Here is a 25,083-nt window from a genome sequence, read left to right on the forward strand (position 1 = left end):
CGTGGTTCTCTGGCGACTCGGCCTCGCGGACCGGGCAGTGCGGTTCTCGACCCCATGCTGTGGCTGCCCGCCGGCGCCCTGCCACGTGCAGGAGCGGACGGCTTGGCCACTCGCCGTTTCCCACACCCCGGGCGTGTTCACCGGTGCCCTCCTCGGTGGACTCGGGGACACTGAGCAGATGAGGCTGATCAGCGAAGGGGACCGCGCCGGACGACCGGAGCTGTGGAGAGCGTACGCGTGCACCGCGGCGGCGGTCGCCGCGACGGCAGCTGCCGGAGCGAAGGCCGTGGACGCCGACAGCTCCTGGTACCGGGCGCTGAACAAGCCGTCCTGGCAGCCGCCGCCCGCGGCGTTCCCCGTGGTGTGGACACCGCTGTACGCGTCGATCGCCTTCGCCGGCGGCCGAGCGCTCGGCCGCGCACGGGGACGCGCCCGGGCTCGTCTGGCCGGCAGTCTGGCGGTGAACCTGGCGCTGAACGCGGGATGGACCTGGGTGTTCTTCCGTCTGCGCAGTCCGAAAGCCGCTCTGGTGGGCACACTGCTGCTCGACGTGAGCAACGCGGACCTGATCCGCCGCACCGCCCGCGCCGACGCCGCCGCGGCCGCCGCCCTGATTCCGTACGGCGCCTGGTGTGGCTTCGCCACCTGGCTGAACGCGGCTGTCGCGCGCCGCAATCCGCACCACTGAACGTCGTAGGTCCGACAGCACCGTCACGCTCGGGCCGGGTGGGCCGGGTGCCCCTCGCTGAGCAGGATCGTGGCGTCGTCGCGCAGCTGGTGACCGGGGCGGCTGAGCGCCCCGAGGGGGAGGAGCGGACCGCCTTGGCCGCCGCCCGGTGCGGGCCGGCCGGACTCCTCGGCCGCGGCACCTCCTCGCTCGACCGACCCGATGGCCGGATCTGAGAGAACCTCGTCATTGCGGACGCCCGGTTGGGGGAACGAGGATCAGTACATGACCGCACCCCACCGCGTCGTGATCGCCGCCTTCCCCGGCGTGGAGCTCCTGGACATCACCGGCCCTGCCGAGGTGTTCTCGGTCGCGTCCCGCGTCGCCGAGCAGGAACCGCCCCGCTACACCGTTCAGGTCGCCACCGAGGACGGCGGTCCGGTAGCCACCTCCAGCGGCCTGCGGGTCCACTCCGACCTGCGGCTGGACGAGGTGACCGGCCGCGTGGACACCCTCCTGGTGTCCGGGGCGGTCACTCGGCCCGAAGCCGGCAGCGTCCGGGCCGTCGTCGATCCGGTGGTCACCGACTGGCTCCGTACGGCGGCGCCGCAGGCGGGGCGTACCGGATCGGTGTGCGCCGGCGCCCATGTGCTGGCCGCGGCCGGCCTGCTGGACGGCCGGAGCGCCACCACCCACTGGCTCACGGCGGCGCAACTGGCCGCCGCGCATCCAGAGGTCGAGGTGGACCCCGATCCGATCTTCATCCGCTCCGGTTCGGTGTGGACCTGCGCCGGAATCACCTCGGGGATGGACATGGCACTGGCGATGGTGGCGGAGGACCACGGTCAGACCCTCGCGCTCGCCACCGCGCGCATGATGGTCATGTACGTCAAACGATCCGGCGGCCAGAGCCAGTTCAGCGTGCCCCTCTCCGTCCGGGCCCCCGCCGAGGACCGCATCGGCGAACTCCGCCGGTGGATCACCGAACACCCCGACGCGAACCTCTCCGCCGAGGCCCTCGCCAAACGCCTCGACCTCAGCACGCGGCACTTCTCCCGGCTCTTCGCCCAGCGCACCGGCACCACGCCCGCCGCCTACGTGGAATCCGCACGGCTGGAGGCCGCACGGCGCCTCCTCGAGGAGAGCGACGCCGCTCTGCCGCACGTGGCCGCAGCCAGCGGCCTCGGCTCCCTGCAGACCCTCCACCGGTGCTTCCAACGCCACCTGGGGACGACCCCCGCCGAATACCGCCGCCGCTTCCGCTGAAGCCGCCCCCTCCCCCACCACCCAGCCCCACTCTCCCCGGCCCGTCGTCCCTGACCAGGGCCGTCGGATGCCGAGGCATGCCCGCCTGCCCCGGCTCGTACACGAAAGGCCCCCATGTCCGGCACGAAGATCATTCCGATTCCGGTGCTCGGCAAGCACGCGGTCAACGCCTACCTACTGCTCGGCCGCCGCCCCGTCCTCGTCGACGCCGGTACGCCGGGCAGCGGACGCCTCATCCACGACCGGATCGCCGGTCACGGGGTGGACCCCGCCGACCTCGCCCTGATCGTCATCACCCATGGCCACATCGACCACTTCGGCTCCGCGGCGGAACTGCACCGCCTTACGGGCGCACCCGTCGCAGGCCACATCGCCGACCTCCGCCCCTTTCGCACCGGCCGGCCACTGATGCCGTACCTTCCCACGGGCCCCATGGGCCGCCTGATGAACAGGAACAAGAAGCTCCACCTCGCGGCGGACCCGTTCGAACCTGGAATGCTGCTCAGAGGCGAAACCGACCTGGCGGACTTCGGGCTGGCGGGACGGATCATGCCCACCCCCGGGCACACCGCGGGCTCCGTATCCGTTCTCACCGAGGACGGGCACCTCGTCGCCGGCGACCTCGTGGCCAACTCCTTCATGGGCCTCATCCCAGGCAAACCTGCGAACCCGCCCTTCCACGACGACCCGCTGGGCAACCTCACGAGCCTGCGCGCCATGCTGGGGCTCAACCCCAGCCGCCTCCATGTCGGCCACGGCCCCTCCCTGGACCCCGAGCGGGTCCGCCGATGGGCGCAGCGGGAAGAGCGGCGGCTGACCCGCCTCCACTCCCGGGGGCGCCTTGGCAGCCGCACGAGGAGCTGACACAGGAGACCCGCGCACGGCTCGCTCCTGACCGCCGGCCCGCGACCTCGCAAACCGCGACCGCACACCGGTCGAGCCCGGAAGCGGTCCAGCGCATCGGTCCACGGCACGCCCGTAGCCGGACCGGCGGCGTCAACGGGATCGAGGAGCGGGGGAAGTGATCAACCCGAGCGTCGCGGCCGTGCGGCACCTGTGCCGGGCGGGGTGGACGCGCGGATGACCGCCGCCGCGATCCGCTCGGCTCCGGCCGTGAACGCTCGACAGGAGCCCGCCCTGATCGGGGCTGCCAATCCCGCCACGCCGCAGTTCGGTTCACCTCGGCGGATCCTCGCCCGTGAGTCCGTCGACGGACTCACGGATGAGGTCGGCGTGACCGGCGTGGCGGGCGTACTCCTCGATGAGGTCGAGGAGGATCCTGCGGAGGTCGGGACGCGCGCCGCTCCGGGTGGTGTAGGCGCCGAGTTGGTCCAGCCCGCCCGTACTGAGCGCCTTGTCGACGATGGCACGGGAGCGGTCGACCGCTCCCGTGCCAGAGAGCGTGCAGTTGCTCAGGGGTGTCCTCGGCGGCAGAACGGTAGTCCCGGTCGGGGTTGCCGTCCCAGTCCACGGTGTCCCAGGGAGGACCGACTGGGGAGCCGAGCCACAGCCGTGCGAAGTGGCTGTCCTCGGTGTGCGCCAGGCGCTTGAGGAGGCCGCCCAGAGTGACGGTGGACGGGCCGAGTGTGGCGCGAAGGCCGGAGGCGTCCAGGCCGGAGCACTTCCCAGGCGAGGGTGGCCCGCTGCCGTTCCATGGCGCGGAGGACAGCTGCTGCCTCGGTGGCGGCAAGTGGAGGCTCCGGCCAGGCTTCGGTTCTGCTCTGAGTCATGATCGCCGACCCTGGCGAACGGAACTGACCGTGCACCCGACGGGGGAACGGCGACGAACCGATCGGCGATGCCACAAGAGCCGTCGGACAGGGTCTCTGCGCGCAGGGCCGCGCGTTCTCGTACCCCGCCGGCCACTACCAGCACCGTGACCAGCGGTCTGCGACAGCCCTCCTCTGGAACTCTCTCGGGTACAGCTCATGTTCGTCACCGTCACCCTGAACCAGAGCTGGATCTGCTGGGACGTCCCGGACGGGGACGGTCGGGACACACGCCCGTCCCAGCGGTACGCGATCGCCTACCCCTGCTCGGGCGTCTTGGCGGACCGGAGCCGACATCAGGCACCCGGAGCTCTCGCCGCGCTGCGCGAGGCACGCCTGGCCGATCACCGGCGCGCGGGCCGTTCGGTCCTGTACTACCTCGCCTCGGCGGGCCAGGTCCTGCTGGGAGCGCAGGGGGCCGGGCTCGACGGCTGCTGACAGCCCGTCGGACCCAGGATCGTTCCGGGCGCGGGCTGGGTGAGGGGCCGTAGGGGTTCAGCGGGCGGGAGTCTCCCGTACCGGATGCTTGCTCAGGATCGAGACCCTGTTGAACGCATTGATCGTGATGGCTGCCCAGATGGCGGCGGAGATCTCGTCGTCGTCCAGGACCTCGCGGGCCTGCGCGCATGCCCGCTCCTGGGCGAGGGCGTCGGCGGGGTGGGTGGTGGCCTCGGCGAGGGCGAGGGCGGCGCGCTCGCGGGCGGTGAAGAGCTCGGTGTCCCGCCAGGCGGCGAGCACGCCGAGGCGCCGGGTGGTCTCCCCGGCGCGCAACGCGGCCCGGGTGTGGACGTCGAGGCAGAAGGCGCAGCCGTTGAGCTGGGACACCCGGAGGTTGACCAACTCCAGCAGGATCCGGTCGAGTCCGGCTTCGGCAGCGGTCGCGCGGACGGCGTCGGCGGCCTTGACCAGCGCCTGGTAGGCGGCGGGGCTCTGCTGGTCGAGGTAGATCCGATCACCGGCCCGGTCGGCCGCCACGACCTGTACCGTCTCGCTCACGCCGCACTCCTTTTCACCTGTTGTCCCGGGTTGCCTTCGGAACTATGATCACCCACAATTGTTGAAAGTGAAACCATTTTGGCGGCGGAGAGGCTGGGAGATGGATCACACGGCGGCCGGTGACGGGGCGGTGGCGACCGAGGTCGAGGTCCTCGCCGCCCGGGACGTCCCCCTGGGAGGGCCACGGGCGATGACCGTACGGCGGACTCTGCCTCAGCGGGCCAGGACGCTCATCGGGGCCTGGTGCTTCGCCGACCACTACGGGCCCGACCGGGTCGCCGACTCCGGGGGCATGGACGTCGCACCCCACCCCCACACCGGACTCCAGACCGCCAGCTGGCTGTTCAGCGGCGAGATCGAGCACCGCGACAGCATGGGCACCCACGCCTTCGTACGGCCCGGCGAGATCAACCTCATGACCGGGGGCCACGGCATCAGCCACACGGAGGTCTCCACCCCCGCCACCACCGTCCTCCACGGCGTCCAGCTCTGGGTGGCCCTGCCCGGCGAACACCGGCACGCACCGAGCGAGTTCCAGCACCACACCCCCGGGCCGCTGCGGAGGGACGGCGCGGAACTCCGGGTCTTCCTGGGCACCCTCGCCGGCGACACCTCCCCCGTGCGCACCTTCACCCCGCTGCTCGGTGCCGAGGTCCTCATCGACGCCGGTGCCACCGTCACCCTCGACGTCGACCCCGGCTTCGAACACGGGCTCCTCGTCGACGAGGGCGATGTCCGCCTCGACGGAACTCCCCTGCTTCCGGCGGAACTCGGCTACGCCGCCCCCGGGCGCACCACCCTCGCCCTCGCCAACGACTCCGATCGCCCGGCGCGGACGGTCCTCTTGGGCGGACCGCCCTTCGAGGAGGAGGTCGTCATGTGGTGGAACTTCATCGGCCGCAGCCACCAGGACATCGTCGAGGCGCGGGACCAGTGGGAGCGCGCCTCCGACCGCTTCGGCACCGTCGACGGCTACCCCGGCGAACGGCTGCCCGCCCCCGCCCTGCCCAACGCCGTCATCGCCCCCCGCACGAACCCTTCCCCCCGCTGACCCCGTACCGACAGGACGCCTCCGCCATGACCGACCGGAACTCCACCGCCGCCCCTGTCGTCCGCCGCGTCGACGCCCGCCACCGCTACGAGATCCTCATCGACGGCGAGCGGGCAGGCCTGACCGCCTACCGCGACCGCAACGACCAGCGAGTCTTCTTCCACACCGAGATCGACGACGCCTACGCCGGCCGGGGACTCGCCGCGATCCTCGTCGAGCAGGCCCTGACCGACGTCCGCGCCTCCGCCCAGCGCATCGTGCCCGTCTGCCCCTACGTCGCCAAGTTCCTCACCAAGCACCAGGAGTTCGCCGACATCACCGACCCCGTTACCCCCGACGCCCTCACCTGGCTCGACGCCCAGCTGGGACGGTGAGCCCCCGCGGGAACACAGGACGCGGGGTGCGGTCGAGCGCGGTGTGACCACAAGGAGTGGAGGTGACCGCGGCCGGCCGTGAGCGCTGCACCGTTGCTCCCGGCACCGCGAGGTGACCCTGCCGGTGGCCCGCCGCCTCGACCCCGGGCCGCGAAGCCGGCTTCGAGCGGTGGGGGAAGGGCGCCCTCGAAACCGCGGCATCGCTCCCCGGCCGGCTGGGGTGCGGACTGTTCCGCCCCTCCGGCCTCCGAGTGGAAGGCCGTCACGGCCCGATGGGGCCGATCGTCGACGAGCCCGACGAGCCCGACGAGCCCGACGAGTCCGACGGAGCCGCGGACGCCCGCGGCGGGATCTGCCGGGGGGCGGAGGCGGACTCCCGCGAACGTCAGAGGTGCAACCAGCTCGGGTTCGTGAGGGCGGCTGGTGGTCCGGGCAGGGGCGGCATCTGGGCCGGTGTGGCGGGTACGAGGGGCCCGCTCCCCGAGTCCGGTCCTCGCCCACCGTCCCGTGCCAGCGCCCGCCCGGCCTTCTCCGCGGCAGCGTCCACGACGACGGAGGGGGCGACCGGGCGGCGCCGTGCCACCGACCGGCGCGCCCATGACCCCCGCCCACGCGCGACGCGGAGGGACGGCAGGCACGGCTGCCCCGGCAAGACCTGTACATCTCCTGGGCACATCCGACAACACAGAGGATTGTATACCCCTAGGGGTATTTTCGGAAGGTCGGAATTCCGACCCCGACTTCGCGCTCTACGGAAAGGCCCTTACGATGCCGCTATGGATCAGCAGGCGAAGCGCGCGAGGACGCCCCTCGGGCTGCGCTCTTGCCTCCTGCTGGTCCTGGCCGTACTGACCGGCCTCGTGGCCATGCACGGCCTGGGGCCCGGCGCCGTGGCAGCTTCGGCCGCCCCACCCGGGTGCGCGGCCGCCCACGAGACGGCCCCCACGCACGGCATCCCTGCCGCCGGCGGGCCCGTGAGGCATCACGACCCGGCTGTGCATGCCGGTGAGTCGACCGGCGACGGAAGCGGCGGGCACGCCCAGCACGCGGATGCGACCTGTGCTGCCGCGGGCACGGCGGGCGCGCCTACCCTTTCCTTCCCGGCCGCCGGGCCCGGCGGGGTCGCGGACGCGCCGGCCCTGGGGCCCGGGACCCACGCGAACGGTGCGGCCGGTGGACGCGCGCCGCCGTCACTGAGCGAACTGCAACTCCTGCGCATATAGGGCAGCCCCGAGCTCTCGGACCAGCCCACACCCCGGCACGCCCCTCCGCGCGTGCCTTCACCGCAGGAGTTGCACCACCATGACCACCAAGCGTTCCCTGATGCGCCGCGCCACCGCTGTGGCCGCGACCGCCACCGCCGCCCTCGTCCTCGCCGCCTGCGGTGGGAACGGCGACGACACCGGTTCCGCCCAGAACGGCAACAGCCCCGCTGCGCCGTCCGCGTCCGCGTCCGCCCCCGCGCAGCGGGGCGAGAACAACGCCGCCGACGTCGCGTTCGCCCAGGGGATGATCCCCCACCACCGCCAGGCCGTCGCGATGGCCGACCTCGCCGCGACCCGCGCCGAGGCGGCCGAGGTGAAGAAGCTGGCCGCCGAGATCAAGAAGGCCCAGGACCCGGAGATCAAGACCTTGTCCGGCTGGCTGACCTCCTGGGGCGAGCAGGTCCCTGCCGAAGGCGAGGGCCACGATGGGCACGACATGTCCGGCATGATGTCGGCCCAGGAGATGAAGCAGCTGGAGTCCTCGTCCGGCAAGGCGTTCGACACCGCCTTCCTCCAGATGATGGTCGAGCACCACGAGGGCGCAGTCGCCATGGCCAAGACCGAACAGTCCGACGGGAAGTACGGACCCGCCAAGGACATGGCCGGAGCGATCATCACCTCCCAGAGCGCGGAGATCGCTCAGATGAACACCCTCCTCGGCAACAAGAGCTGACCCGGTCCGGCACGTCTCGGTGCGGGCAGCCGGCATCGGCTGCCCGCACCCCGCCGACCAGCCTCTTCTCACACTGTCTGGACATCACCTATGACCATCCGCTTTCGCCTACCCGCGCTCGCGGCCGCCGCGACGGGCGTCGCCCTGCTTCTGACCGCCTGCTCCACCGCGGACCCCCGGCCCACCGCGACCAGGGCCGGCGATCCCGACCCCGGAACGGGGCACCTCCACGGTCTCGGCGTGGACCCCGTCGACGGCAACCTCTACGCCGCCGGACACCTGGGCGTCTTCCGCCTCAGCCCCACCGGCGCCGTACGGATCGCCGACCGCTACCAGGACACGATGGGGTTCACCGTCGTCGGCCCGCGTACCTTCCTCGCCAGCGGCCACCCCTCCCCCACCGACCCCGCCGCCACCTCGCCGCATCTGGGGCTGATCCGCAGCACCGACGCCGGGCAGACCTGGACCACCGTCTCCGCCGGCGGAGAGGCCGACTTCCACTCCCTCCAACAGGCAGGCCCGATGCTCTACGGTCTCGACAGCCAGACCTCCCGTATCTGGGCCAGCGAGGACGGCGGCACGACCTGGGACCGGCGCGCGAAGCTCCCAGCCGGTGACCTGGCCGCCCACGCGGCGGCGCCCCAGGAGGTGTGGGCGACCACCCGCGAGGGCCTGCTCCACAGCACGGACGGCGGCACCACCTTCGAGCCGGTCCCAGGAGTACCGGCCCTGGCAGCCGTGGAACGGCCCGCCCCGGACCAGTTGATCGCCCTCGCTGCCGACGGCACGGTCGTGGCCAGTGGCGATGGCAGCTCCTGGACCGAACGCGGCCACCTCCCGGGCGGTGTACGGCCCGCCGTACTCAACGCGGCAAGCCCCACCCACCTGCTGGCCGCCGACACGAACGACGCCGTCTACGAGTCCAAGGACGGCGGACGCACGTGGACCGCCGTGCACCGGCCGGACCACGCGGGGACGGGCCACTGAGCTGCCCGAAGTCAGCTGCAAGATCCCCCATCGGAGTGAGGACGCAGCCTCCCGGGGCCGCCTGGTAGGGCGCCACGGGGCCGTGGATAGGATCGCGACGTGAACACCGCCCGGCCCCGTACCTCCGCGCTGCGGACCCGCATCCTCGCGGGCCCGCAGCGCGTGCTGCTGGTGGCCCTGCTCGTGTTCGCCTTCCTCTACTCGCACGGCGTGAGCCCGGACGGCGTGCGCGGCCACACCGACACGGCCGTCGGCGTCATCACCCCCACTGCCGATCCGGTGCTCGCCGAAGGCGCCCCGGACGACCGTCACGGCGGCGGGCACGGAGCCTCCCACGCCGCGGAGGAGTGCGCCACCAGCCAGCCGCAGCAGCCACCGACGCTGAGCCCTCCCCCCGGGCACGACCTGCTGCGGATCCTGCCCTCGGTGCTCGGCGCGTCCCCTGACCGGTATCCGGGCAGGGCTCCTGCCCCGGGCTGCTCGCGCCCGCCGGGCACAACAGCGATCCTGCGCATCTAGACCACTCCCGCTCCCGGCGCCTCCGTAGGCCGTCGGTGAGCCGATGCCGCCCACACGCACGTCACTCTGCCCGTCCCGAACAGGGGCCGGGCCGGTGCAGCCTGCCCTCCGGTAGCCGCTCCTGCCCCTACCACTGCGACGCGACCGTCGCCGATTCGGCCTGGGCTGCACCCGTACACCTGCAAGGAGTTCCCATGACACCCGCCCAGCTCGCCGACGGCGCCCCCGCCGCGGCCGTCCCCGCCCCCCGGTCGGCCGGCCGCACCGAGATCCGCGAAGCCCGCTCCCGCCGAAAGAGGCTCCTGGCCCGCTACCTCGGATACGTCGGCTACTTCGTCGGCGCCGGCCTGATCAGCGGTGCCGTCGTCCACCATCCACTGGATCCCGCCCGCTACACCCGCATCGCCCTGTACGGCGTCCTGGTATTCCTCGCCGCGACAGCCCTCAACGAGTTCCTGCTCACCCGTCGCAAGCCGACGTTCCGGCAGGTGGCGGGCATCATGGTCGCCTCCTTGCTGCTCTCCTTCGGCATCGGCATGCTCAGCGGCGGCCTTCAGCACTTCGAGGACTTCCCCACCCGCGCCGCCACCCTCGTCCCCGTCGGTATCGTGCTCTCCTTCATCGCCTTCGTGATCAAGGACGAGGACGCCTCATGGCGGCGGATCTTCGGGCTGACGGGGCTCGCCGTCCTCCTCACGGCCGCCGCCGCCTTCACCGGCCTGCGCTACGTCGCGTCCTTCATGGCTCCGGAATCGGGCGGGCACAGCCACGGGACCGGCGCCGATGAGGGCGAGACCCACGACGAGGAGCCGACCGTGACCAGCAGCGGGCAGCCCGCCCCGCAGTCCGAGCCGGCAACCCCGGCCCGCAGCGCTCCTGCCACTCCGTCGGTCGGGCAGTCACGCGACGACGGGCACGCGCACGGGCACTGACCCCGAGGTCACGCCGTCGTCGGCGGCTGCTGCCCGGCGCCACCGAGCAGCACGGCCAGCAGCCGCCCGACGACCGTTTCCGGCTCCTCGCCGCTGCCGGGAACGCGCGTCATCAGCAGGTGGTGCATCGTGCCGACCAGCGCCAGCGCGATGGTGGGAGTGTCGGCGTCCGGTCCGATCCGGCCACCACGCTGCTCCGCCTGCAGGTACGCGACGAAGGCGTGCTGGATTGCGTCGAAAGCAGGCGCTCCGGCCCGAAAGCCTTCCCGGGTCCGGAGTGCCGCCGCCGGCCGCGTGAGCGCCAGGCCCACCACCGCCGGAGGTAGCGCATCGAGCAGGGCGAGAACGACGCTCCGGAGGTTCTCCGCGACCGTGGCCTGCCCCACCTTCTCGTCCAGCGCCCCGGCTTGTCGGGCGCTGCGCGCGAACCGGTCCAGGACCAACTCGGCGACGAACTCGTCGAGTCCTGCGAAGTGCGCGTGCAGGACGCCCTTGCCGCAGTCCGCTTCCACGGTGACGGACCGGCTCGTGAGGCCCGCTGCGCCGTCCCGCGCCACCACACGCTCCGCCGCCGCGAACAACCGCTCGCGCAGGTCTGGAATCGCCACTCCACGAGGTGACACAACAACCCCTCCCATCAAGCCCGTTGCAAGTACGGGCGATCGCCCATACTGTTTGGGCACTTGCCCATACTAGGTCGGGACGCCACGCTGCGCCCCGGCGGGACGGAGTTCACCCATGGGTCGATTCGCCAACACCGCACAGGCCGAGGCGTGGAACGGCTACGAGGGCGAGCAGTGGGCCCGCAGCCAGGAGCGTTGGGACGCCGTCAACAACGGCTTCAACCAGCCCCTCCTGGACGCCGCGGCCATCACGACAGGCGATCACGTGCTGGACATCGGCTGCGGGGCAGGGCGCAGCACCCGCCTCGCGGCCCAACGCGCCGCCCGGGGCCGCGCGCTCGGCCTGGACCTGTCCGGCCCCATGCTGGAGAGGGCCCGCGAGAGCGCCCGGCGCGAAGGAGTGGAGAACGTCTCCTTCGTTCAGGGCGACGCCCAGGTGCACCCCTTCGACGCCGAGGGCTTCGACGCGGTCATCAGCCGGTACGGCATGACGTTCTTCGCCGACCCGGTCACCGCGTTCGCCAACCTCCACCGCGCGCTGCGGCCCGGGGGCCGGCTGGCCTTCGTCTGCGCCGCCGAGGCCGAGGCCAACGAGTGGCTCCAGGCACTGGCCTCGCTGGAAGGCCTCCTGCCGCTCGGCGGCTTCGGCAAGCCCGGCGGGCCCGGCATGTTCTCACTCACCGACCCCGACCGCATCCGCACCCTGGTCACCGCGGGCGGATTCGCCGGAGTCGACGTGCAGCGGATCGAGGTGGCGGGCAACTGGGGCACCACCGCGACCGATGCCGCGGCGTTCCTGCTGGACTCCGGCCCAGGACGCCACCTGCTCAGCCAGGTTCCCCCACCGCAGCAGGCGGAGGCGCGCCAGGCACTGGCGGACACCCTGCGCCCCCACGAGGAGGACGCGGCGGTGTGGCTGCGCAGCAGTTCCTGGCTGGTCACCGCCACACCCAGCGGGGGCGGACGAAGCTGACATCCGCCCGTACGGGACCGTTGCCGTTCAGGAGTGGACCATGCGGACGATGGCCCGGGAGGCGGCTCCGGCGACCCGATCGCGTCGGGGACGCAGGAGTGGAGCTGGACCTCCAGCACGCTGAGCCCGAAGGGTCACGGGCCCCGGGGGTGGCACCGACCCGGGAATCACCGGCGGCAGCCCGCAGCGGCTCGGGGGCGCGGGCGGTGCGGCCCGTGGCCCCACAGCGCCTGTGGGGTCAGGGGCGGTGACGACACCTTCGTCCGCGGCCTCCGCCTTCCCGGTGACGCGGTTGACACGCGATGCACGGCGTGCGCGCCTCCACGGCCTCGCCCTCACAGGACGACTCCCGCCGCATGCGGGACCTGAGGAGTCCACGGGGGACCGGCCTGGGGGCATATCGGGGCAGCCGATATGCCCCCAGGCCGCAGACGGCTCCGCCGCCTCACGCTCCCGGAGGAGCGTCAGGTGAGGCAGAACTCGTTGCCCTCGATGTCCTGCATCGTGATGCAGGACTCGTTGACGCCATCGGCGCGCTGCGTCAGCACGTGTTGCGCGCCGAGCGCCATCAGCCGCCCGCATTCGGCCTCAAGTGTGGCCAGGCGCTCCTCACCCACGAGCCCGACGCCGACCCGCACATCGAGATGCACCCGGTTCTTGCCGACCTTGCCCTCGGGAACTCGCTGGAAGAGCAACCGCGGGCCCGCACCCGAGGGATCAGTGCACGCGAAGTAGACCTCGTCCTCTGGCGGCAGCGTGCGGTGGTACTCCTCCCACGTGCCAAAGCCCTCCGGGACCGCCGGTACGACGTACCCCAGCACCTCGCACCAGAAGGCGGCGAGGCGTGCAGGCTCCGCACAGTCGAAGGTCACTTGGAACTGTTTGATCATTGACATCGGCGCACGATAACAGGGGCCCTGCTCATCTCCCCACGTCGGGAGGTCCCTGGTGGGCGAAGAAGGCCTCCACACCCGCAACCGCATCCTTGCCGCACCAAACCCTGGCCGTGGACCTAGGCCCACCCGACCATCATCCCCCTCCTGAACGGCATCACGACGGATCAGGGGCTGGCGCGGCGCTCCCGGTCAACGGGCGCCGAGACCGGCGCTGCCTGTCGATCCGACCTCGCGAGTCGGTCTCCCCACCGTCCGGGGAGACCAACGGCGGTCAGGACGCGCCGACCACGAGGATGTGCGCAGAGGCGTCCGTGAACACGCCCTGCCCGTCCGCCAGGCGGGCGGTGGCCACCGCGTCCGCAACCAATGCCTGCGCGGCCTCCTGCCCCGCGCATCGGCCAGCAGCGACGACGTAAGCCCATCCGGGACCCTCGATGCCGTCTCAGCGCACAACCTCCCGGCCTCATGGCGCTGCCGACCGCAGGCAGGATCCCGGCTGCCGTCACACGTCGCCCTACACCGCCCCGGTCGGCAGCATCCAGCCCGCTACCGGGCGCGCCCACCAGGACAGCCTGCAGACTGTCGCCCAGCCACGACGCCCACCCGGACCGACAGGCCCCGCCCGGATCGGCGAATACGCTGGGCACGGCTGCTGGCAGATACCCCTTGCTTGCCGCGCGGACAAGTCTCAACCCCTGCCCGCCCAAGGGCGAGAAGAGTAGTCCGGGGGTGCGTGGGAGCCAGAGCCAGACCGAACCCGGCCGTCACCGCCTCCGCCGCGCCCAGCCGCACTCCGTACCCCGGGGCCACCGACGGATCCAGCAACGCGGGCGCAGGGCGCTCCCGCGGCTGCGAAGCCGGCCACGCCAGACTCACCACCCAGCGGCGGGTCGGGACGGCAGGTCGGTCCCGCCCTTCGTCTGTCGTAGGACCCCCTTCAGTGAGCGTGTGCCGTGCTGGCACGTTGGGCGGCCTGCGCGGTGGCGAGGTTGGATGCGTTCCCTGAGTGCGGCCTGACACTGTGATCCAGTACACATTCCCAGGGGCGATGACTTTGCCTGTCTCGGTCGGTCGGAGGAGTGACAACGCAACCTTGAGGAAGGCACGTTCATGACCTCCACCCTCAACGCATCCCGTCATGCCGCTCCCGCAGCGACCACCTCCCACGCGGCGGCACGCCGGTGGCTGGTTGGTGGCATCGTGGCCGGACCGGTGTTCCTCGCGGCCGGGGTAGCACAGGGCGTCGCCCGTGACGGCTTTAACTTCAGCCGGAACGCGCTGAGCCAGCTTGCCCTCGGCCCGGGGGGTTGGGCTCAGACAGTGAACTTCCTACTTGCCGGCACTCTGCTGGTCATGGGGGCGGTCGGCCTGCGCCAAGTGTTGGGCGGCACTCCGGGAGGCACCGTGGGTCCGGCCCTGGTCGGTGTCTTCGGTGCCTCGTTCTGGGCCGCGGCGGTCTTCCCGGCCGACGCCGGAGCGGGATTTCCGGCAGGAGCCCCCGACGCCACCGTGATGAGCAGCCACGGTGCGCTCCACATGGCCGCCGGCATGGCCGGCTACCTCGCCCTGTGTGCCGCACTCATCGTCCTCGCCGGTTCGCTCTCCATCCGGGGCCACCAAGGATGGGCCGTGGCCTCGCGCCTGGTCCCCATCGCAGTCCTCGCAGGCTTCGCGGCCTCCACCGCCTCCGTCCTGGCTTTCACGGCCGGAGCAGCCCTCGGGCTGTTGTGGCTGACAGCTATGACGACACGCCTGGCCATCGAACCGGTCACCCGCTGACCGCCGGTCGGCGGCCCGCCTCCGCTGCGGCCCGACGTCGCTCACGTCACCGCCGAGGGTTCTGCCACGCACTCGAGTCGAGCGTTGCGCCGTGCTACACCTCGCCCAGCCGGTTGGGGAGGCCGAAGATCGGGAATAGACGCTCGGTGTCTCGGTAGGCCGTGATGCCGCTGATCCGGTCGTCACGGAATTCGAGGACTTGGAGGGCCCAGGGCACGTAGCCGGTGCCGTCCGCCCGGGGGCGGTACTGGCCGAAGCCGGGGAGGCCGTTCGCCACGGTCGGGACAAGACGTGAGCCGCGGCAGCCGATCGCGGGGCCGGTGAGCCATGCGTGGATGTCGCGAACACCGCGCATCCACTTCGCGTACGGGGGAAGGCAGAGTGTGGCGTCGACGTGGAGGAGCATACTCAGCTCCTCCACGTCGTACCGGGCGAATGCCGAGGCGTACCGCTCGGCCAGCACCTGACGGACATTGTCGCCGCACGGCTGGGCGGCGGGCCCGTCCGTCGTACTGCGGCCATCGGCCATCGTGGCCCGAGCCCGCTGCAGGGAACTGTTGGCCGATGCGACGGTGCAGTTGTGCAGTTCGGCGACCTCACGCGCCGGGAAACCCAGGACGTCTCGCAGGATCAGCGTGGCCCGCTGCCTGGGCGGCAGGTGCTGGAGCGCGGCGACGAACGCCAGCCGCACCGACTCGCCCGTCGCGGCGGCCACTTCCGGATCATTCCCTCCGGGGCACGGTTCCACCCACAGGACGGACTCCTGCGGGGGCTCCGGCGGGGTGGCGCCACCGCTCGGGCCGGACAGGTCCATAGGCAGCGCCCGCCGCTTGCCCGATGCGAGGGCGTCCAGACACACGTTGGTGGCGATGCGGTACAGCCAGGTTCGCAAGCCCGACCGGCCCTCGAAGCGGTCGATGCCCCGCCACGCCCGAATGAGGGCCTCCTGCGCCGCATCCTCGGCCTCGGCGTACGACCCCAACATCCGGTAGCAGTACCCCGTCAGCCCCCTGCGGTACTCCTCAAGCCCCTCGGCCACTGCGCCGAGCTCCCCGGTATCCCCCACGTCGCGCTCCTCCCAAGCAGGCCCAGGCCACAGGCCTGGTGCCCCACTGTAGGAGCAACTCCCCACACCGTCTCCCCCGAAGACCTGCTGGGGAACCGTGAACACGCAGTTGACCAGACAGGCCACTACGTTCAGCCACAAACGCCTGGCAGCGAAGGCTGGACGCGACAGGCCGAGCGCGTCGCAACGACCCGCCACTTGGCCCTGATCTGGCCGCCCCTGAGAGAGGGGCCATCAGGTGGCGGTGAACGAGGGTTCGTTGAAACTCGGGCCCGCTGGTGGAGCCGAGGGTGCGGAAGCCGTGCGTGTGCAACCTGCCACCGGCCGGCCGACGGTCGCGTCGCTGCACCCCTGCCCACCTCGCGAACGCTCCATCGTGAGCGAGCGCGGCCGTAGACCAGCAAGGCTGTTGTCGCCCGTCTACAGGAGCTGGAACGTCCCCACACAAGCACCCTGGCGACGCCTCGCACTGCCCTTGGCTGCTCTGCCGACGAGGTCGCAGGCGCCGGTGTCCGCAATGGCAGCTCCCGTTGCCATTGCGGACACCGGGACTCAGCACGGCCCGCGAGCAAGCCTAGCTACTCGTCAGTAAAGTTGGCGAAAGGTCAGCATTCGTCTGAGCAGGGTTGATTACAGTCTGCAACGCGTGAGACTCGACCACCGGCATGGGAGGCTGCCGGGCCATGTCTGACAGCCTCTCTCCCCCCGCCGAGAAAAGCGGTGGGCTGGACGCGAACGCCACACCCAGACCTCATCCGCACAAAGCAACAGGTCAACGAACCCTTCCCCTGGGCTTCAGGTGGGTCGGAGGCAGTTCCGGGGACGGAATCGGAGGGCCATCGTAGCCCTTCACCTCGCCGAATCGGGACCCGTTCATCCAATCTTCGCGGGCCTGCGCGATATCATCGTGTGACCGTCCGATCCAGTTCCAGAACATCACGATCTCCTCCTCGAACGGCTCGCCGCCCAGGAGCATCAGGCCCGCGTCCGAGGCCGCGCGCAAGGGGAGTTCCGTGCGGCCGCAGCCGAGGTAGAGCATCGAGCCCGGGAGCACCGGGACGCCGTCCACGTGGGCTTCGCCTGACATCGACAGGACGGCGTACTCGAAGTCCGGGTCGAGGGGGAGGCGGGTCTCGGCGCCCGCCGTCAGGGTCAGGTCCGCGCCCACGATCGGGGTGTACGCCGTGCCGGGTGAGGTCGCCGTGTCCAGGGTGCCGAGGATGACGGTCGCCGTCAGGCCCGGGGCCGTCACCCGGGGCAGGTCCGCGTGGTGCTGGAAGTGCGGTTCCACGTTGCGGTGGGCATCGGGCAGGGCCACCCACAGCTGGGCGCCGTGCAGGAAGCGGGCGTGCGGGCGCGGGCTCTCTTCGGAGTGGCTGATGCCCCGGCCGGAGGTCATCAGGCCGAGCTCGCGCGGGCGGATCGTCTCCAGGCTGCCGACGCTGTCGCGGTGCAGTACCTCGCCCTCGTGGAGCCAGCTGACCGTCTGGAGTCCGGCGTGCGGATGCGGCGCCACCTGCATGCCGGGCTCGTCGGCGATGTCGTCCGGACCGTAGTGGTCCACGAAGCACCAGGCGCCCACCATGCGGCGGCCCAGGTTGGGCAGGAGTCGGCGGACTTCGGTGGACTCACCGAGCTTGACCGTGCGCGGGCTGAGGAGCTCGCGCACCGGTTCGGCCACGACGAAGCCGCGGCCGCCGCAGGCGGAGAGAGCGGGCTGGCGATCGAGATTGCTCATGGGCACAACCTAGCTCCGAGGGCCGGGGGTGTTGAGTGGAATGCTCCGGCCGTCGGCCGTGTTGCAGGCAGCGGACGAACCACCCGAACAGCGGAAGGAACGCGATGAAGGCGCCGACGGAGTACTACGAGCACGGGACGGCAGCCGAGCGCTGGGCGCGCGCCCAGCTCTTCTTCGACGCCCGGGAATACGCGACGGCCGCCCGGATCCTGGAGCCGCTGGCGGACGAGGCTCCCGAGCAGCTCGCTCCGCGGCTGCTGCTGGCCCGGGCCTTCTACCACTCCGCCCAGCTCTCCCGCGCCGAGCGCGAGCTGCGTGCCGTGCTGGAGCGCTGGCCCGTGGAGGACTACGCCCGGCTCATGCTCGGCCGCACCCTGGAACGCCTGGGCAGGACCGGCGAGGCCCGCCCCCACCTGCGGATGGCCGCCGCGATGGCCGGCGAGTTCCCCGAGTAGGGCTGGCTCCCCCGGGAGGGCGGGTTCCCGGAGCAGGGCGGGCTCTCCGGGCTCCGCGGGCGTCCCGGGCGTCCCGCCGCCGCGGCCGCCCGGCCCGTGTGTGCGGGGCCGGGCGGCCGTCTCGGTTAGCCTGGGGGCACGATGAACCGTCTGACCACGCCTTTCGGCTCCTACGAGCTCACCCGCTTCCCCGAGGACCCGCGCGACCGGCTCCGCGCCTGGGACGCCGCCGACGAGTACCTGCTGCGCCACCTCGACTCCGGTACGGGGGAACGCGGTCCGGTGGACTTGGCCGGGGCCGGGCAGATCACCATCCTCGGCGACCGCTGGGGGGCGCTGACGACGGCACTGGCCGCGTACCGCCCGACGCAGATCACGGACTCCTACCTCTCCCGGGCCGGTACCGCGGCGAACCTGGACCGGGCCGGGATCGGCACCGCCAAGTCCACGGTGCGGCTGCTGACCACGCAGGACCCGCCGCCCGAGCGGATCGACGTACTCCTCGTCCGGGTGCCCAAGAGCCTGGCGCTGCTGGAGGACCAGCTGTACCGGCTGGCACCGCACGTGCACGCGGGCACCGTCGTCGTGGGCACCGGCATGGTCAAGGAGATCCACACCTCCACGCTGAACCTCTTCGAGAAGATCCTCGGCCCGACCAGGACCTCGCTCGCCGAGAAGAAGGCCCGCCTGATCTTCTGTACCCCCGGCGCCGCCGCGACGCGGGGCGACGACCCGTGGCCGGTGACGTACCAGCTGGACGGCGACGCGGGCTCCGGCGCCGGGCTGACCGCCGTGAACCATGCCGGGATCTTCTGCGCGGACCGGCTCGACGTCGGGACGCGCTTCTTCCTGCAGAGCATCCCGACCAACACCAACGGCGCCCGGGTCGTGGACCTGGGCTGCGGCAACGGCATCGTCGGCACCGCCGTCGCCGTGGCGGACCCGCGCGCGGAGGTCGTGTTCACCGACGAGTCGTACCAGGCGGTGGCCTCGGCGAAGGCCACGTTCCGGGCCAATGTGCACCGCGAGCGTGAGCGGGCCGACTTCCTCGTGGGCGACGGCGTGGCCATGCTGGACCCGGGCTCGGTCGACCTGATCCTGTGCAACCCGCCCTTCCACTCCCACCAGGCCACGACCGACGCGACGGCGCTGCGCATGTTCGCCCAGTCCCGCAAGGTGCTGCGGCCGCACGGCGAGCTGTGGGTCGTCGCCAACCGGCACATGGGCTACCACACGCACCTGCGCCGGTTCTTCGGCAACAGCGAAGTCGTGGCGAGCGAGCCGAGGTTCGTGGTGCTGCGGGCGGTCAAGCAGGATCGTCGACGCCCTGTGTGACCTGCCGGTACGCCCTACACTCTGGCGCGTGAACAGCCGGGTGGGGGATGGAAGCGGTGGCGGGCGCTACCGCCGGGAGGACGTGGCGCGGGCGGCCGGCGTCAAGGTGCGCAACCTGCGCTACTACCAGGAGCGGGGGCTGCTCCCGCCGCCGCGCCGGGAGGGCCGGATCGCCTGGTACTCCGACGACCACCTGACCCGGCTGCGCCTGATCAGCGACCTGCTGGGACGCGGCTACACGGTCAACGGCATCGCGGAGCTGCTGAAGGCGTGGGAGGACGGCGGCGGCCTGTCACAACTGCTGGGCCTGGAGCGGGAGATGACCCGCGACTGGGTGCAGGAGGAACCGGTGACGATGAGCCGGGCCGAACTGCGCGAGCTGTTCGGCCCGACGGCCACCGCCGAGGACACCCGGCGGGCCGCGGAGCTCGGCTACGTCACCGTCGACGGGGACCTGATCACGTACCCGAGCCGGCGGCTGCTGGAGGCGACACTGGCGCTGGTGCGGCAGGGGGTGCCGCTGACGGAGATCCTGGACGCGGGCGAGTTCGTCCAGGCGCAGGCGGCCGCCCTCGCGGACCGGTTCGTCGGACTGTTCCGGCGGCACGTGATCGGCCCGGAGGGACTGGAGCCGTTTTCGGCCGCCCGGCTCCAGCACGTCACGGCGGCCGTGACGGCTCTGCGGCCGGTGGCGGGCGAGGTCGTGGCCACGGAGTTCTCCCGGGCGATGGCCCGGCGGGTGGACGCGGAGGTCGCCGAACTGCTGCGTACGGAGCAGTAGGAGTCGACTCAAAGGGTGCGCTCGCACAACCTTGCCAACCACCATTGGCACTCTTACATTCAACTCGTCGGTAACAACGGTGCACAGCCGAAATAAGGGACGATCTCATGACCGATTCCTCCCATTTATCCGACGATCACAGCGATTCCGGCCGGGTCCGCTGGCGCCGGTTCGCCGTCCTGACCGTCCCCGCCGTCGCGGTGACCGCGGGCCTCGGCATCGCCCTCGCCCAGGGCGCGTTGGCCGCCTCGTTCGCCGTGTCGGGACAGCAGTTCAAGGTGTCGGCGAGCAGCCTGGAGGGCGAGGGATTCGCCCAGTACGGCAGCGTCGACGTCAATGCCCGTGACGAACTCATCCCGGTGGCCGTGACCGCCATCCGGGAAGCGAAGCTCAACAACCTCTGCCAGTCCGTGGTCACCACGCTCCCGGTGATCGGAGACATCTCGCTCAACCTCACGGCGGGCCGGAAGACTCCGGTGGAGGCGAGCAACCTCTTCGTCGACGCGACCCAGCTCGCCGGTGACGCCGTCTTCAGCAACATCGAGATCGGGCGGGACGCCTCCACCCTCGACAAGGGACCGGCCGACGCGCAGGGCATGCAGGACCTCTTCGCCCAACAGGCCGACACGGTCCGCATCACCGGTCTCCAGCAGACGGCGTGGGCGACGAACGCCGGCACCTTCAAGCTCTCCGGCCTCAGCATGAACGTCAGCAAGGGCAAGAAGGAATGCTTCTGAGCCGCCGTCAGCGGTGGCGCCGGTGGCGACGCGGCAGGCCGTTCTGGGGCGGGCTGTTCGCGATTCTGGCCGGGGCGTGGATCTGCGTCCTTCCGCTGGCACCGTTGAAGATCATGCTCCAGCAGGGGGTTGCGGGGATCCCGTCCGTCCTGATGGGCATCGTGATGGTGGTGCTCGGCCTCACCGCCTGGTTCTCGCCGCCCCAGCGCGCCCTCGCGGGTGTCCTCACCACCCTGATCGCCACCGCCGCCCTGGTCCTGTCGAACCTGGGCGGGTTCCTGATCGGCACGCTCCTCGGCATCCTCGGCGGCGGCCTGATGTTCGCCTGGCAGCCGTACGCCGTCCAGCGCGCCGGGGGCGCGGCGCGGTCGGCGGATCCGGGCCGGGCCCCGGACCGCTCACCGCTCCCGGCCCCGGAGCAGGCCCCGGATCAGGCCCCGACCCCGGAGCAGGCCCCGCTCGCCTCCCCTGCCACACCTCCGGCCCCGCCCCGGAGCGCACCCCCTCCCCCGCCCCGCACCCCGCACCCCGATCCCCAAGGAGCACAGCCATGAGCCGCACGCGCACCGCGCTCGCCCTCGGGACGGCCGCCACCGGAGCCTTGGCGCTCGCCTCCGTCACCGCCTCCGCCGCCCCCACTCCCGCCCCCGCTCCCGTGGCCGTGGCCGGGTCGACCACGGTGACCCCGGCCGGCCACGACTTCAAGGCCGTCCTCAGCGGGAAGGCCACCCTCAAGGCCGGTTCGGTGACGGTGACCTGCACGGTCTCCGTCTCCACCGGCACGGTGCCGGCCGCCCCCGGCAACAGCAACCCGGCCGGGGCGGTGTCCTCGCCGATCTCGCCTCCGACGTACGGCTCCTGCACCTCCAGCATGCCCGGGGTGACCCCGACGGTCACCACCAGCGGTGCCTGGACGGTGTCCATGCAGGACGGCTCACCGATCACCGCCACCATGACCGTTCCGACCGGCGGACTGGTCCTCAGGACGACCGGGCTCGCCTCCTGTACGGTCACGGCGGCTCCCACGGCCGCGGCCAGCGTCGCCGGCACCTGGGCCAACGGCAGCCCGTCGAGCCTGACCTTCACCCATGCCTCCGTGCCGGTCAAGGTCACCGGCGGGTTCGGCTGCCCGACGAGCGCGACCGCCTCCGTCTTCAACGCGGTCTACAAGGTCTCCGACGTCACCGACCCGGCCCAGGGGATCACCGTCAGCCCCTGATCCGACCGCTACGACGGCAGGCGGGTCCAGACCGAGCCGGTCCGGTCGGCTCCGGGCCCGGTCGGCTCCTACGTTGACCCCGCCTGCCGTTCGGCGCATCCGGGGCGGTGACCGTGCCCCGAAACCGCATCACCGGACCGTGCGGACCGCGGGCGGGACGACGGCATGCCACAGAGCACCGCCCCGCCGGCCCGCAGCGCGCTCGGACCGCCACGGCGTCCACGGCCTCTTCTCCGGCGCCCGCCCGGCCACGATCCCCGGCCAGGCCGCCCGGTCGCCCCGGGCCTGCTGACGCGGGCCCGCGAGGCCCCCGGCTACCGACGGTCCACGACCACCCTGTAGTGGGTCGTCAGCCGGCCGTCGTCACCCAGCACGTGGAAGGCGACGGCCGGCGGCTCATCCAGGTGCACATGCTCGGAGGACCCGGTACGTCCCTCCCACGGCAGCCGCAGCGTGGACACGACGCCGGGCGCCACCAGCAGCGGCCGGCCGGCGAAGGAGGTGGCGGCCGCGGTGTGGGCGTGCCCGCACAGGAACGCCGTCAGGTGCGGGTGCCGCCGCGCGAGGGCGGCGAGGCGCTCCTCGCCGAACTGGCGGATCTCGTCGACGTACGGGGTGTGCAGCCCGACCGGCGGGTGGTGGAAGGCGACCAGCACCGGGGTCCCCCGCGGGGTGTCTGCCAGGACGCGGTCCAACCAGGCCAGCGTCGACTCCGCCAGGAAGCCGTGGTGCGCGCCCGGGACGGAGGAGTCGCAGGCGGCGAGCACGAATCGCTCGCCGCGCAGCACTTGGTCGACGGGCAGCGCGGACGGAGCCTCCTCCCCGAGCAGTCCCCGACGGAATGCGGCGCGCTCGTCGTGGTTGCCGGGACAGATCACCAGGGGGTGTCGCGAGCGCAGCAGTTTGGCGGCCTCCTCGTACTCCGCTTCCTCCCCGTGGTCGGCTATGTCCCCGCTCACCAGTACGGCGTCCAGGTCGTGGGGCAGGCCGTCGAGGTACTCCATGACGGCGCGGGTACGGTCGGCCGCTCGCCGGTCGCCGTCGAGGTGGACGTCGCTGAGGTGGGCGATCACGATCACATGCGGTGCCTCCTGGTCCCCGGCCGGTACATGTGGTCGACCGTTCAACGGTGCGGACCGGCCCCGTCGTTCCCCACCCTCCTTGTGGCGCCGCCCCAGCCGGGGCGGCGCGCCCTCCGGGTGTGGCGTACCAGCCCCCAGCCGGCCGCGGCGAGCGCGAGCGCACCGCCGACGAGCGGGGCCACGGCCGTCCCGGTGAAGGCGAGCGCACCGCCTGCGGAGGTGCCGCCCGTACCACCGCCCGTACCACCGCCCGTACCACCGCCCGTAGCACCGTCCGTACCGCCGCCCGTGGTGCCGGACGCGCCGCCGACCGAGGCCGCGGCCGTACCGCTCGTACCGGCCGTGTCTGCCGTACCGACCCCGCCGATGGCGGACTCCGAGCCGTCGGGTCCTGCCGGCGTCGCCGAGCCGTGGGTGGCGCCCGCCGCGTCCCCGGTCGCGGGCGCGGTGCCGCCGCCCGTCGTGGTGTCCGCGCCGGTGACGGTGAGCGTGGCCGGGGCGGTGCGGCTGACGCCCGCGTCGTTGGCGAACTCCGCGCGGTGGCGGCGGCCGTCGTCGGCTGCGGTGGCCCTGAAGGAGTACCGGGTGGACGTCGCTCCCGGCACGGCCTGCCAGGTCCGGCCCCCGTCCGTGCTGGTCTGCCAGACGACGGCCGGGGCCGGGGTCCCCTCGGCCTGGGCGGTGAGCGTGACCTCGGTCCCCGCTGCGACGGTCCGGTCCTCGGGGCTCCGGGTGACCCTGGGTGGCGTCGAGCGGTCCAGCCGGGTGATCCGTCCGGCGGCCGGGTCCGACACGAACACGGTGGCGGCGCCGGGCCGGACAGCGACGGCCGCACTGCCCAACTGGACGTGGTTCCCCGGCAGTGCGACGGTGCCCGCGGCCCGGCCCGGGTCCCGGGTGCGGTGGACGGTGAGCGCGCCGTCGCCGTCGCTGCCCGGCTGGGAGGCGTCCCCGGTGTCCTGCCACACCACGAAGGCCTCGTGTGTGGCGGCGTCGAAGCCGGCCGCCCGGGGCACGTCGGCTCCGGCGCCCTCGACGGTGCCGATCCGCTCTCCGGCCGCGTCGTGGACGACGACGGAGGTGTCCAGTCCGACCCATACGGCGCCGGTCTCGGGGTCGACCTCGATGAAGCCCCCGAAGCCGTCGCCCGCAGGGAGTGCGACGGTCGCCGCGACCGTGAAGGCGGCCACGTCCACGCGGTACATCCGGCGGTTGCCGAAGTCGGCGAACCATACGGTGCCGCGCGCCCGGTCGTACGCGAACCGCTCGCCGCCCTCCAGGGTGAGGGAGCGTTTGACGGCCGCCGTGGCGATGTCGACCTCCGACAGTACGGGGCCCTGCGCCACCAGCACCGTCGAGGACACGGGCCCCGGGGCGGCGTCCGTGACGGGTCTGCCCGGCACCCATGCCCCCGCCGCGGCGGCGTCCCCGCTCTGGGCCGTGCCGATGCCGCGCAGCGGGTAGACGAAGACCGCGCCGTCACCGGGCAGCGGTACGACGAGCTGCCGGACGGACCGCCGGCCGAGGGTGCCGGTGGGTCCCGGGGCCCGGCCGACCGTGCTGAGGACGGTGCCGTCGGCGGGTTCCAGAACGTGCAGGCCGCTCTCGTCGACCTCGGCGGTCTCGGGCAGGTCGTCCGAACCGGCGTACAGTTTCTTCGAGTCGGGGTGCAGGAGCAGGTCACGAACCCGGCCGGCCGTTGTGAACTGTGCGGTGGTCCGGTACACGACGGTGCCCGCCGGCGCCCCGTCCCCCTCACCCCCGTCCCCCTCACCCCCGGCCGCCGGGACGGGGCCGCCGGCGGCGGCCGGGGCGAGCAGGAGCACGAGCACGAGCGCCGCGGATACGGTGCCGGCGCGGCCGGGGGTAAGGGGGTGTCGGGGTGTCACGGCTTCCTCGT

28 protein-coding genes and 1 pseudogene are annotated in these 25,083 nt (G+C 72.4%); 20 read left to right on the forward strand and 9 right to left on the reverse strand.

Going from position 1 to position 25,083, the window contains the following annotated elements:
* The first annotated feature begins 178 nt into the window (after positions 1-178).
* From AW27_RS03225 to AW27_RS03240, 4 genes are all read left to right on the forward strand, one after another.
* Positions 179-688 (forward strand): TspO/MBR family protein, encoded by a 510-nt coding sequence (locus tag AW27_RS03225; RefSeq protein ID WP_037918159.1) that lies wholly within the window; start codon positions 179-181, stop codon positions 686-688.
* A 47-nt stretch (positions 689-735) separates the two neighbouring features.
* On the forward strand, positions 736-903 hold the full coding sequence (locus AW27_RS03230) for a hypothetical protein (protein WP_157840170.1): 168 nt from the start codon (positions 736-738) through the stop codon (positions 901-903).
* 49 nt (positions 904-952) lie between these two features.
* Positions 953-1,933 carry a GlxA family transcriptional regulator gene (locus tag AW27_RS03235; RefSeq protein ID WP_037916634.1) on the forward strand — a complete coding sequence of 327 codons (981 nt, stop codon included), beginning with the start codon at positions 953-955 and terminating at the stop codon, positions 1,931-1,933.
* 114 nt (positions 1,934-2,047) lie between these two features.
* Positions 2,048-2,797 (forward strand): MBL fold metallo-hydrolase, encoded by a 750-nt coding sequence (locus AW27_RS03240; RefSeq protein ID WP_037916631.1) that lies wholly within the window; start codon positions 2,048-2,050, stop codon positions 2,795-2,797.
* A 312-nt stretch (positions 2,798-3,109) separates the two neighbouring features.
* On the opposite strand, the gene AW27_RS03245 is transcribed toward AW27_RS03240, so the two are convergent.
* Together AW27_RS03245 and AW27_RS03250 are read right to left on the reverse strand one after the other, a co-directional pair.
* Positions 3,110-3,367 (reverse strand): mycothiol transferase, encoded by a 258-nt coding sequence (locus AW27_RS03245; protein ID WP_304949953.1) that lies wholly within the window; start codon positions 3,365-3,367, stop codon positions 3,110-3,112.
* A gap of 16 nt (positions 3,368-3,383) precedes the next feature.
* Positions 3,384-3,623: pseudogene (locus tag AW27_RS03250) on the reverse strand (DinB family protein); the annotation flags it as partial.
* 238 nt (positions 3,624-3,861) lie between these two features.
* On the opposite strand from AW27_RS03250, the gene AW27_RS03255 reads away from it, so the two are divergent.
* Positions 3,862-4,140, forward strand: a complete 279-nt coding sequence (locus AW27_RS03255) for a helix-turn-helix domain-containing protein (RefSeq protein ID WP_037916628.1) — start codon at positions 3,862-3,864, stop codon at positions 4,138-4,140.
* A 57-nt stretch (positions 4,141-4,197) separates the two neighbouring features.
* Here the strand turns inward: AW27_RS03255 and AW27_RS03260 are convergent, their stop codons facing one another.
* Positions 4,198-4,698 (reverse strand): carboxymuconolactone decarboxylase family protein, encoded by a 501-nt coding sequence (locus tag AW27_RS03260; RefSeq protein WP_037916626.1) that lies wholly within the window; start codon positions 4,696-4,698, stop codon positions 4,198-4,200.
* Positions 4,699-4,798: 100 nt separating this feature from the next.
* Between AW27_RS03260 and AW27_RS03265 the strand changes: the two genes are divergently transcribed.
* The 7 genes from AW27_RS03265 to AW27_RS03295 all read left to right on the forward strand — a co-directional run bounded on the left by AW27_RS03265 (position 4,799) and on the right by AW27_RS03295 (position 10,499).
* A complete protein-coding gene (locus tag AW27_RS03265) occupies positions 4,799-5,749 on the forward strand; it encodes a pirin family protein (protein ID WP_037916624.1) in 951 nt (316 codons plus the stop codon).
* A 26-nt stretch (positions 5,750-5,775) separates the two neighbouring features.
* Positions 5,776-6,123, forward strand: coding sequence for a GNAT family N-acetyltransferase (locus AW27_RS03270; RefSeq protein WP_037916619.1), 348 nt, complete (start codon positions 5,776-5,778; stop codon positions 6,121-6,123).
* Between the two features lie 776 nt (positions 6,124-6,899).
* A complete protein-coding gene (locus tag AW27_RS03275) occupies positions 6,900-7,346 on the forward strand; it encodes a DUF6153 family protein (protein WP_037916616.1) in 447 nt (148 codons plus the stop codon).
* A 79-nt stretch (positions 7,347-7,425) separates the two neighbouring features.
* Entirely contained in the window at positions 7,426-8,061 is a 636-nt protein-coding gene (locus AW27_RS03280; protein WP_037916613.1) for a DUF305 domain-containing protein, read from the forward strand.
* Positions 8,062-8,151: 90 nt separating this feature from the next.
* On the forward strand, positions 8,152-9,048 hold the full coding sequence (locus AW27_RS03285; RefSeq protein WP_037916612.1) for a F510_1955 family glycosylhydrolase: 897 nt from the start codon (positions 8,152-8,154) through the stop codon (positions 9,046-9,048).
* 99 nt (positions 9,049-9,147) lie between these two features.
* Positions 9,148-9,567 (forward strand): hypothetical protein, encoded by a 420-nt coding sequence (locus AW27_RS03290; protein WP_304949825.1) that lies wholly within the window; start codon positions 9,148-9,150, stop codon positions 9,565-9,567.
* 194 nt (positions 9,568-9,761) lie between these two features.
* On the forward strand, positions 9,762-10,499 hold the full coding sequence (locus AW27_RS03295; RefSeq protein WP_037916607.1) for a hypothetical protein: 738 nt from the start codon (positions 9,762-9,764) through the stop codon (positions 10,497-10,499).
* An 8-nt stretch (positions 10,500-10,507) separates the two neighbouring features.
* Here the strand turns inward: AW27_RS03295 and AW27_RS03300 are convergent, their stop codons facing one another.
* On the reverse strand, positions 10,508-11,122 hold the full coding sequence (locus AW27_RS03300; protein WP_037916604.1) for a TetR/AcrR family transcriptional regulator: 615 nt from the start codon (positions 11,120-11,122) through the stop codon (positions 10,508-10,510).
* Between the two features lie 115 nt (positions 11,123-11,237).
* Here AW27_RS03300 and AW27_RS03305 point away from each other — a divergent pair, with 115 nt between their 5' ends.
* Positions 11,238-12,095, forward strand: a complete 858-nt coding sequence (locus tag AW27_RS03305; RefSeq protein ID WP_037916603.1) for a class I SAM-dependent methyltransferase — start codon at positions 11,238-11,240, stop codon at positions 12,093-12,095.
* Positions 12,096-12,559: 464 nt separating this feature from the next.
* Here the strand turns inward: AW27_RS03305 and AW27_RS03310 are convergent, their stop codons facing one another.
* A complete protein-coding gene (locus tag AW27_RS03310; RefSeq protein WP_037916601.1) occupies positions 12,560-12,991 on the reverse strand; it encodes a VOC family protein in 432 nt (143 codons plus the stop codon).
* A 1,110-nt stretch (positions 12,992-14,101) separates the two neighbouring features.
* On the opposite strand from AW27_RS03310, the gene AW27_RS03315 reads away from it, so the two are divergent.
* Positions 14,102-14,770, forward strand: a complete 669-nt coding sequence (locus AW27_RS03315; RefSeq protein ID WP_037916598.1) for a DUF998 domain-containing protein — start codon at positions 14,102-14,104, stop codon at positions 14,768-14,770.
* 94 nt (positions 14,771-14,864) lie between these two features.
* Here AW27_RS03315 and AW27_RS03320 read toward each other — a convergent pair whose 3' ends face one another.
* Together AW27_RS03320 and AW27_RS03325 are read right to left on the reverse strand one after the other, a co-directional pair.
* Complete coding sequence (locus tag AW27_RS03320; RefSeq protein ID WP_052030084.1) at positions 14,865-15,836, reverse strand: sigma-70 family RNA polymerase sigma factor; 972 nt, start codon at positions 15,834-15,836, stop codon at positions 14,865-14,867.
* 772 nt (positions 15,837-16,608) lie between these two features.
* On the reverse strand, positions 16,609-17,574 hold the full coding sequence (locus tag AW27_RS03325) for a pirin family protein (RefSeq protein WP_037916595.1): 966 nt from the start codon (positions 17,572-17,574) through the stop codon (positions 16,609-16,611).
* A 104-nt stretch (positions 17,575-17,678) separates the two neighbouring features.
* Here AW27_RS03325 and AW27_RS03330 point away from each other — a divergent pair, with 104 nt between their 5' ends.
* From AW27_RS03330 to AW27_RS03355, 6 genes are all read left to right on the forward strand, one after another.
* The gene (locus AW27_RS03330) at positions 17,679-18,029 is read left to right on the forward strand and encodes a tetratricopeptide repeat protein (RefSeq protein ID WP_037916592.1); all 351 of its coding nucleotides are present in this window, start codon (positions 17,679-17,681) and stop codon (positions 18,027-18,029) included.
* A 150-nt stretch (positions 18,030-18,179) separates the two neighbouring features.
* Positions 18,180-19,364: a methyltransferase gene (locus AW27_RS03335; protein ID WP_078556026.1), complete on the forward strand. Its 1,185-nt coding sequence runs from the start codon at positions 18,180-18,182 to the stop codon at positions 19,362-19,364.
* Between the two features lie 28 nt (positions 19,365-19,392).
* A complete protein-coding gene (locus AW27_RS03340) occupies positions 19,393-20,145 on the forward strand; it encodes a MerR family transcriptional regulator (protein ID WP_236647470.1) in 753 nt (250 codons plus the stop codon).
* Positions 20,146-20,252: 107 nt separating this feature from the next.
* Positions 20,253-20,882 carry a DUF6230 family protein gene (locus tag AW27_RS03345; protein WP_052030083.1) on the forward strand — a complete coding sequence of 210 codons (630 nt, stop codon included), beginning with the start codon at positions 20,253-20,255 and terminating at the stop codon, positions 20,880-20,882.
* Positions 20,873-21,436, forward strand: a complete 564-nt coding sequence (locus tag AW27_RS03350) for a DUF6114 domain-containing protein (protein WP_236647469.1) — start codon at positions 20,873-20,875, stop codon at positions 21,434-21,436. The genes AW27_RS03345 and AW27_RS03350 overlap by 10 nt, the downstream gene beginning before the upstream one ends.
* On the forward strand, positions 21,433-22,101 hold the full coding sequence (locus tag AW27_RS03355; protein WP_037916583.1) for a hypothetical protein: 669 nt from the start codon (positions 21,433-21,435) through the stop codon (positions 22,099-22,101). Before AW27_RS03350 ends, AW27_RS03355 begins: the two co-directional genes overlap by 4 nt.
* A 314-nt stretch (positions 22,102-22,415) precedes the next feature.
* Here the strand turns inward: AW27_RS03355 and AW27_RS03360 are convergent, their stop codons facing one another.
* Entirely contained in the window at positions 22,416-23,180 is a 765-nt protein-coding gene (locus AW27_RS03360) for a metallophosphoesterase (protein WP_037916581.1), read from the reverse strand.
* A 44-nt stretch (positions 23,181-23,224) separates the two neighbouring features.
* Positions 23,225-25,015: an immunoglobulin domain-containing protein gene (locus tag AW27_RS03365; RefSeq protein WP_157840169.1), complete on the reverse strand. Its 1,791-nt coding sequence runs from the start codon at positions 25,013-25,015 to the stop codon at positions 23,225-23,227.
* Between the last annotated feature and the right edge of the window lie 68 nt (positions 25,016-25,083).

Origin of the sequence: Streptomyces sp. PCS3-D2 (assembly GCF_000612545.2) — a bacterium.
Taxonomy (GTDB): domain Bacteria; phylum Actinomycetota; class Actinomycetes; order Streptomycetales; family Streptomycetaceae; genus Streptomyces.

Excerpts from the sequence above, each read along its gene's own strand:
- AW27_RS03350 (WP_236647469.1), top strand. The coding sequence starts at position 20,873 with ATGCTTCTGAGCCGCCGTCAGCGGTGGCGCCGGTGGCGACGCGGCAGG.
- AW27_RS03225 (WP_037918159.1), top strand. The coding sequence starts at position 179 with ATGAGGCTGATCAGCGAAGGGGACCGCGCCGGACGACCGGAGCTGTGG.
- AW27_RS03325 (WP_037916595.1), bottom strand. The coding sequence starts at position 17,574 with ATGAGCAATCTCGATCGCCAGCCCGCTCTCTCCGCCTGCGGCGGCCGC.
- AW27_RS03295 (WP_037916607.1), top strand. The coding sequence starts at position 9,762 with ATGACACCCGCCCAGCTCGCCGACGGCGCCCCCGCCGCGGCCGTCCCC.
- AW27_RS03355 (WP_037916583.1), top strand. The coding sequence starts at position 21,433 with ATGAGCCGCACGCGCACCGCGCTCGCCCTCGGGACGGCCGCCACCGGA.
- AW27_RS03315 (WP_037916598.1), top strand. The coding sequence starts at position 14,102 with ATGACCTCCACCCTCAACGCATCCCGTCATGCCGCTCCCGCAGCGACC.
- AW27_RS03275 (WP_037916616.1), top strand. The coding sequence starts at position 6,900 with ATGGATCAGCAGGCGAAGCGCGCGAGGACGCCCCTCGGGCTGCGCTCT.
- AW27_RS03305 (WP_037916603.1), top strand. The coding sequence starts at position 11,238 with ATGGGTCGATTCGCCAACACCGCACAGGCCGAGGCGTGGAACGGCTAC.
- AW27_RS03345 (WP_052030083.1), top strand. The coding sequence starts at position 20,253 with ATGACCGATTCCTCCCATTTATCCGACGATCACAGCGATTCCGGCCGG.
- AW27_RS03255 (WP_037916628.1), top strand. The coding sequence starts at position 3,862 with ATGTTCGTCACCGTCACCCTGAACCAGAGCTGGATCTGCTGGGACGTC.
- AW27_RS03330 (WP_037916592.1), top strand. The coding sequence starts at position 17,679 with ATGAAGGCGCCGACGGAGTACTACGAGCACGGGACGGCAGCCGAGCGC.
- AW27_RS03270 (WP_037916619.1), top strand. The coding sequence starts at position 5,776 with ATGACCGACCGGAACTCCACCGCCGCCCCTGTCGTCCGCCGCGTCGAC.
- AW27_RS03280 (WP_037916613.1), top strand. The coding sequence starts at position 7,426 with ATGACCACCAAGCGTTCCCTGATGCGCCGCGCCACCGCTGTGGCCGCG.
- AW27_RS03285 (WP_037916612.1), top strand. The coding sequence starts at position 8,152 with ATGACCATCCGCTTTCGCCTACCCGCGCTCGCGGCCGCCGCGACGGGC.
- AW27_RS03240 (WP_037916631.1), top strand. The coding sequence starts at position 2,048 with ATGTCCGGCACGAAGATCATTCCGATTCCGGTGCTCGGCAAGCACGCG.
- AW27_RS03235 (WP_037916634.1), top strand. The coding sequence starts at position 953 with ATGACCGCACCCCACCGCGTCGTGATCGCCGCCTTCCCCGGCGTGGAG.
- AW27_RS03265 (WP_037916624.1), top strand. The coding sequence starts at position 4,799 with ATGGATCACACGGCGGCCGGTGACGGGGCGGTGGCGACCGAGGTCGAG.
- AW27_RS03310 (WP_037916601.1), bottom strand. The coding sequence starts at position 12,991 with ATGTCAATGATCAAACAGTTCCAAGTGACCTTCGACTGTGCGGAGCCT.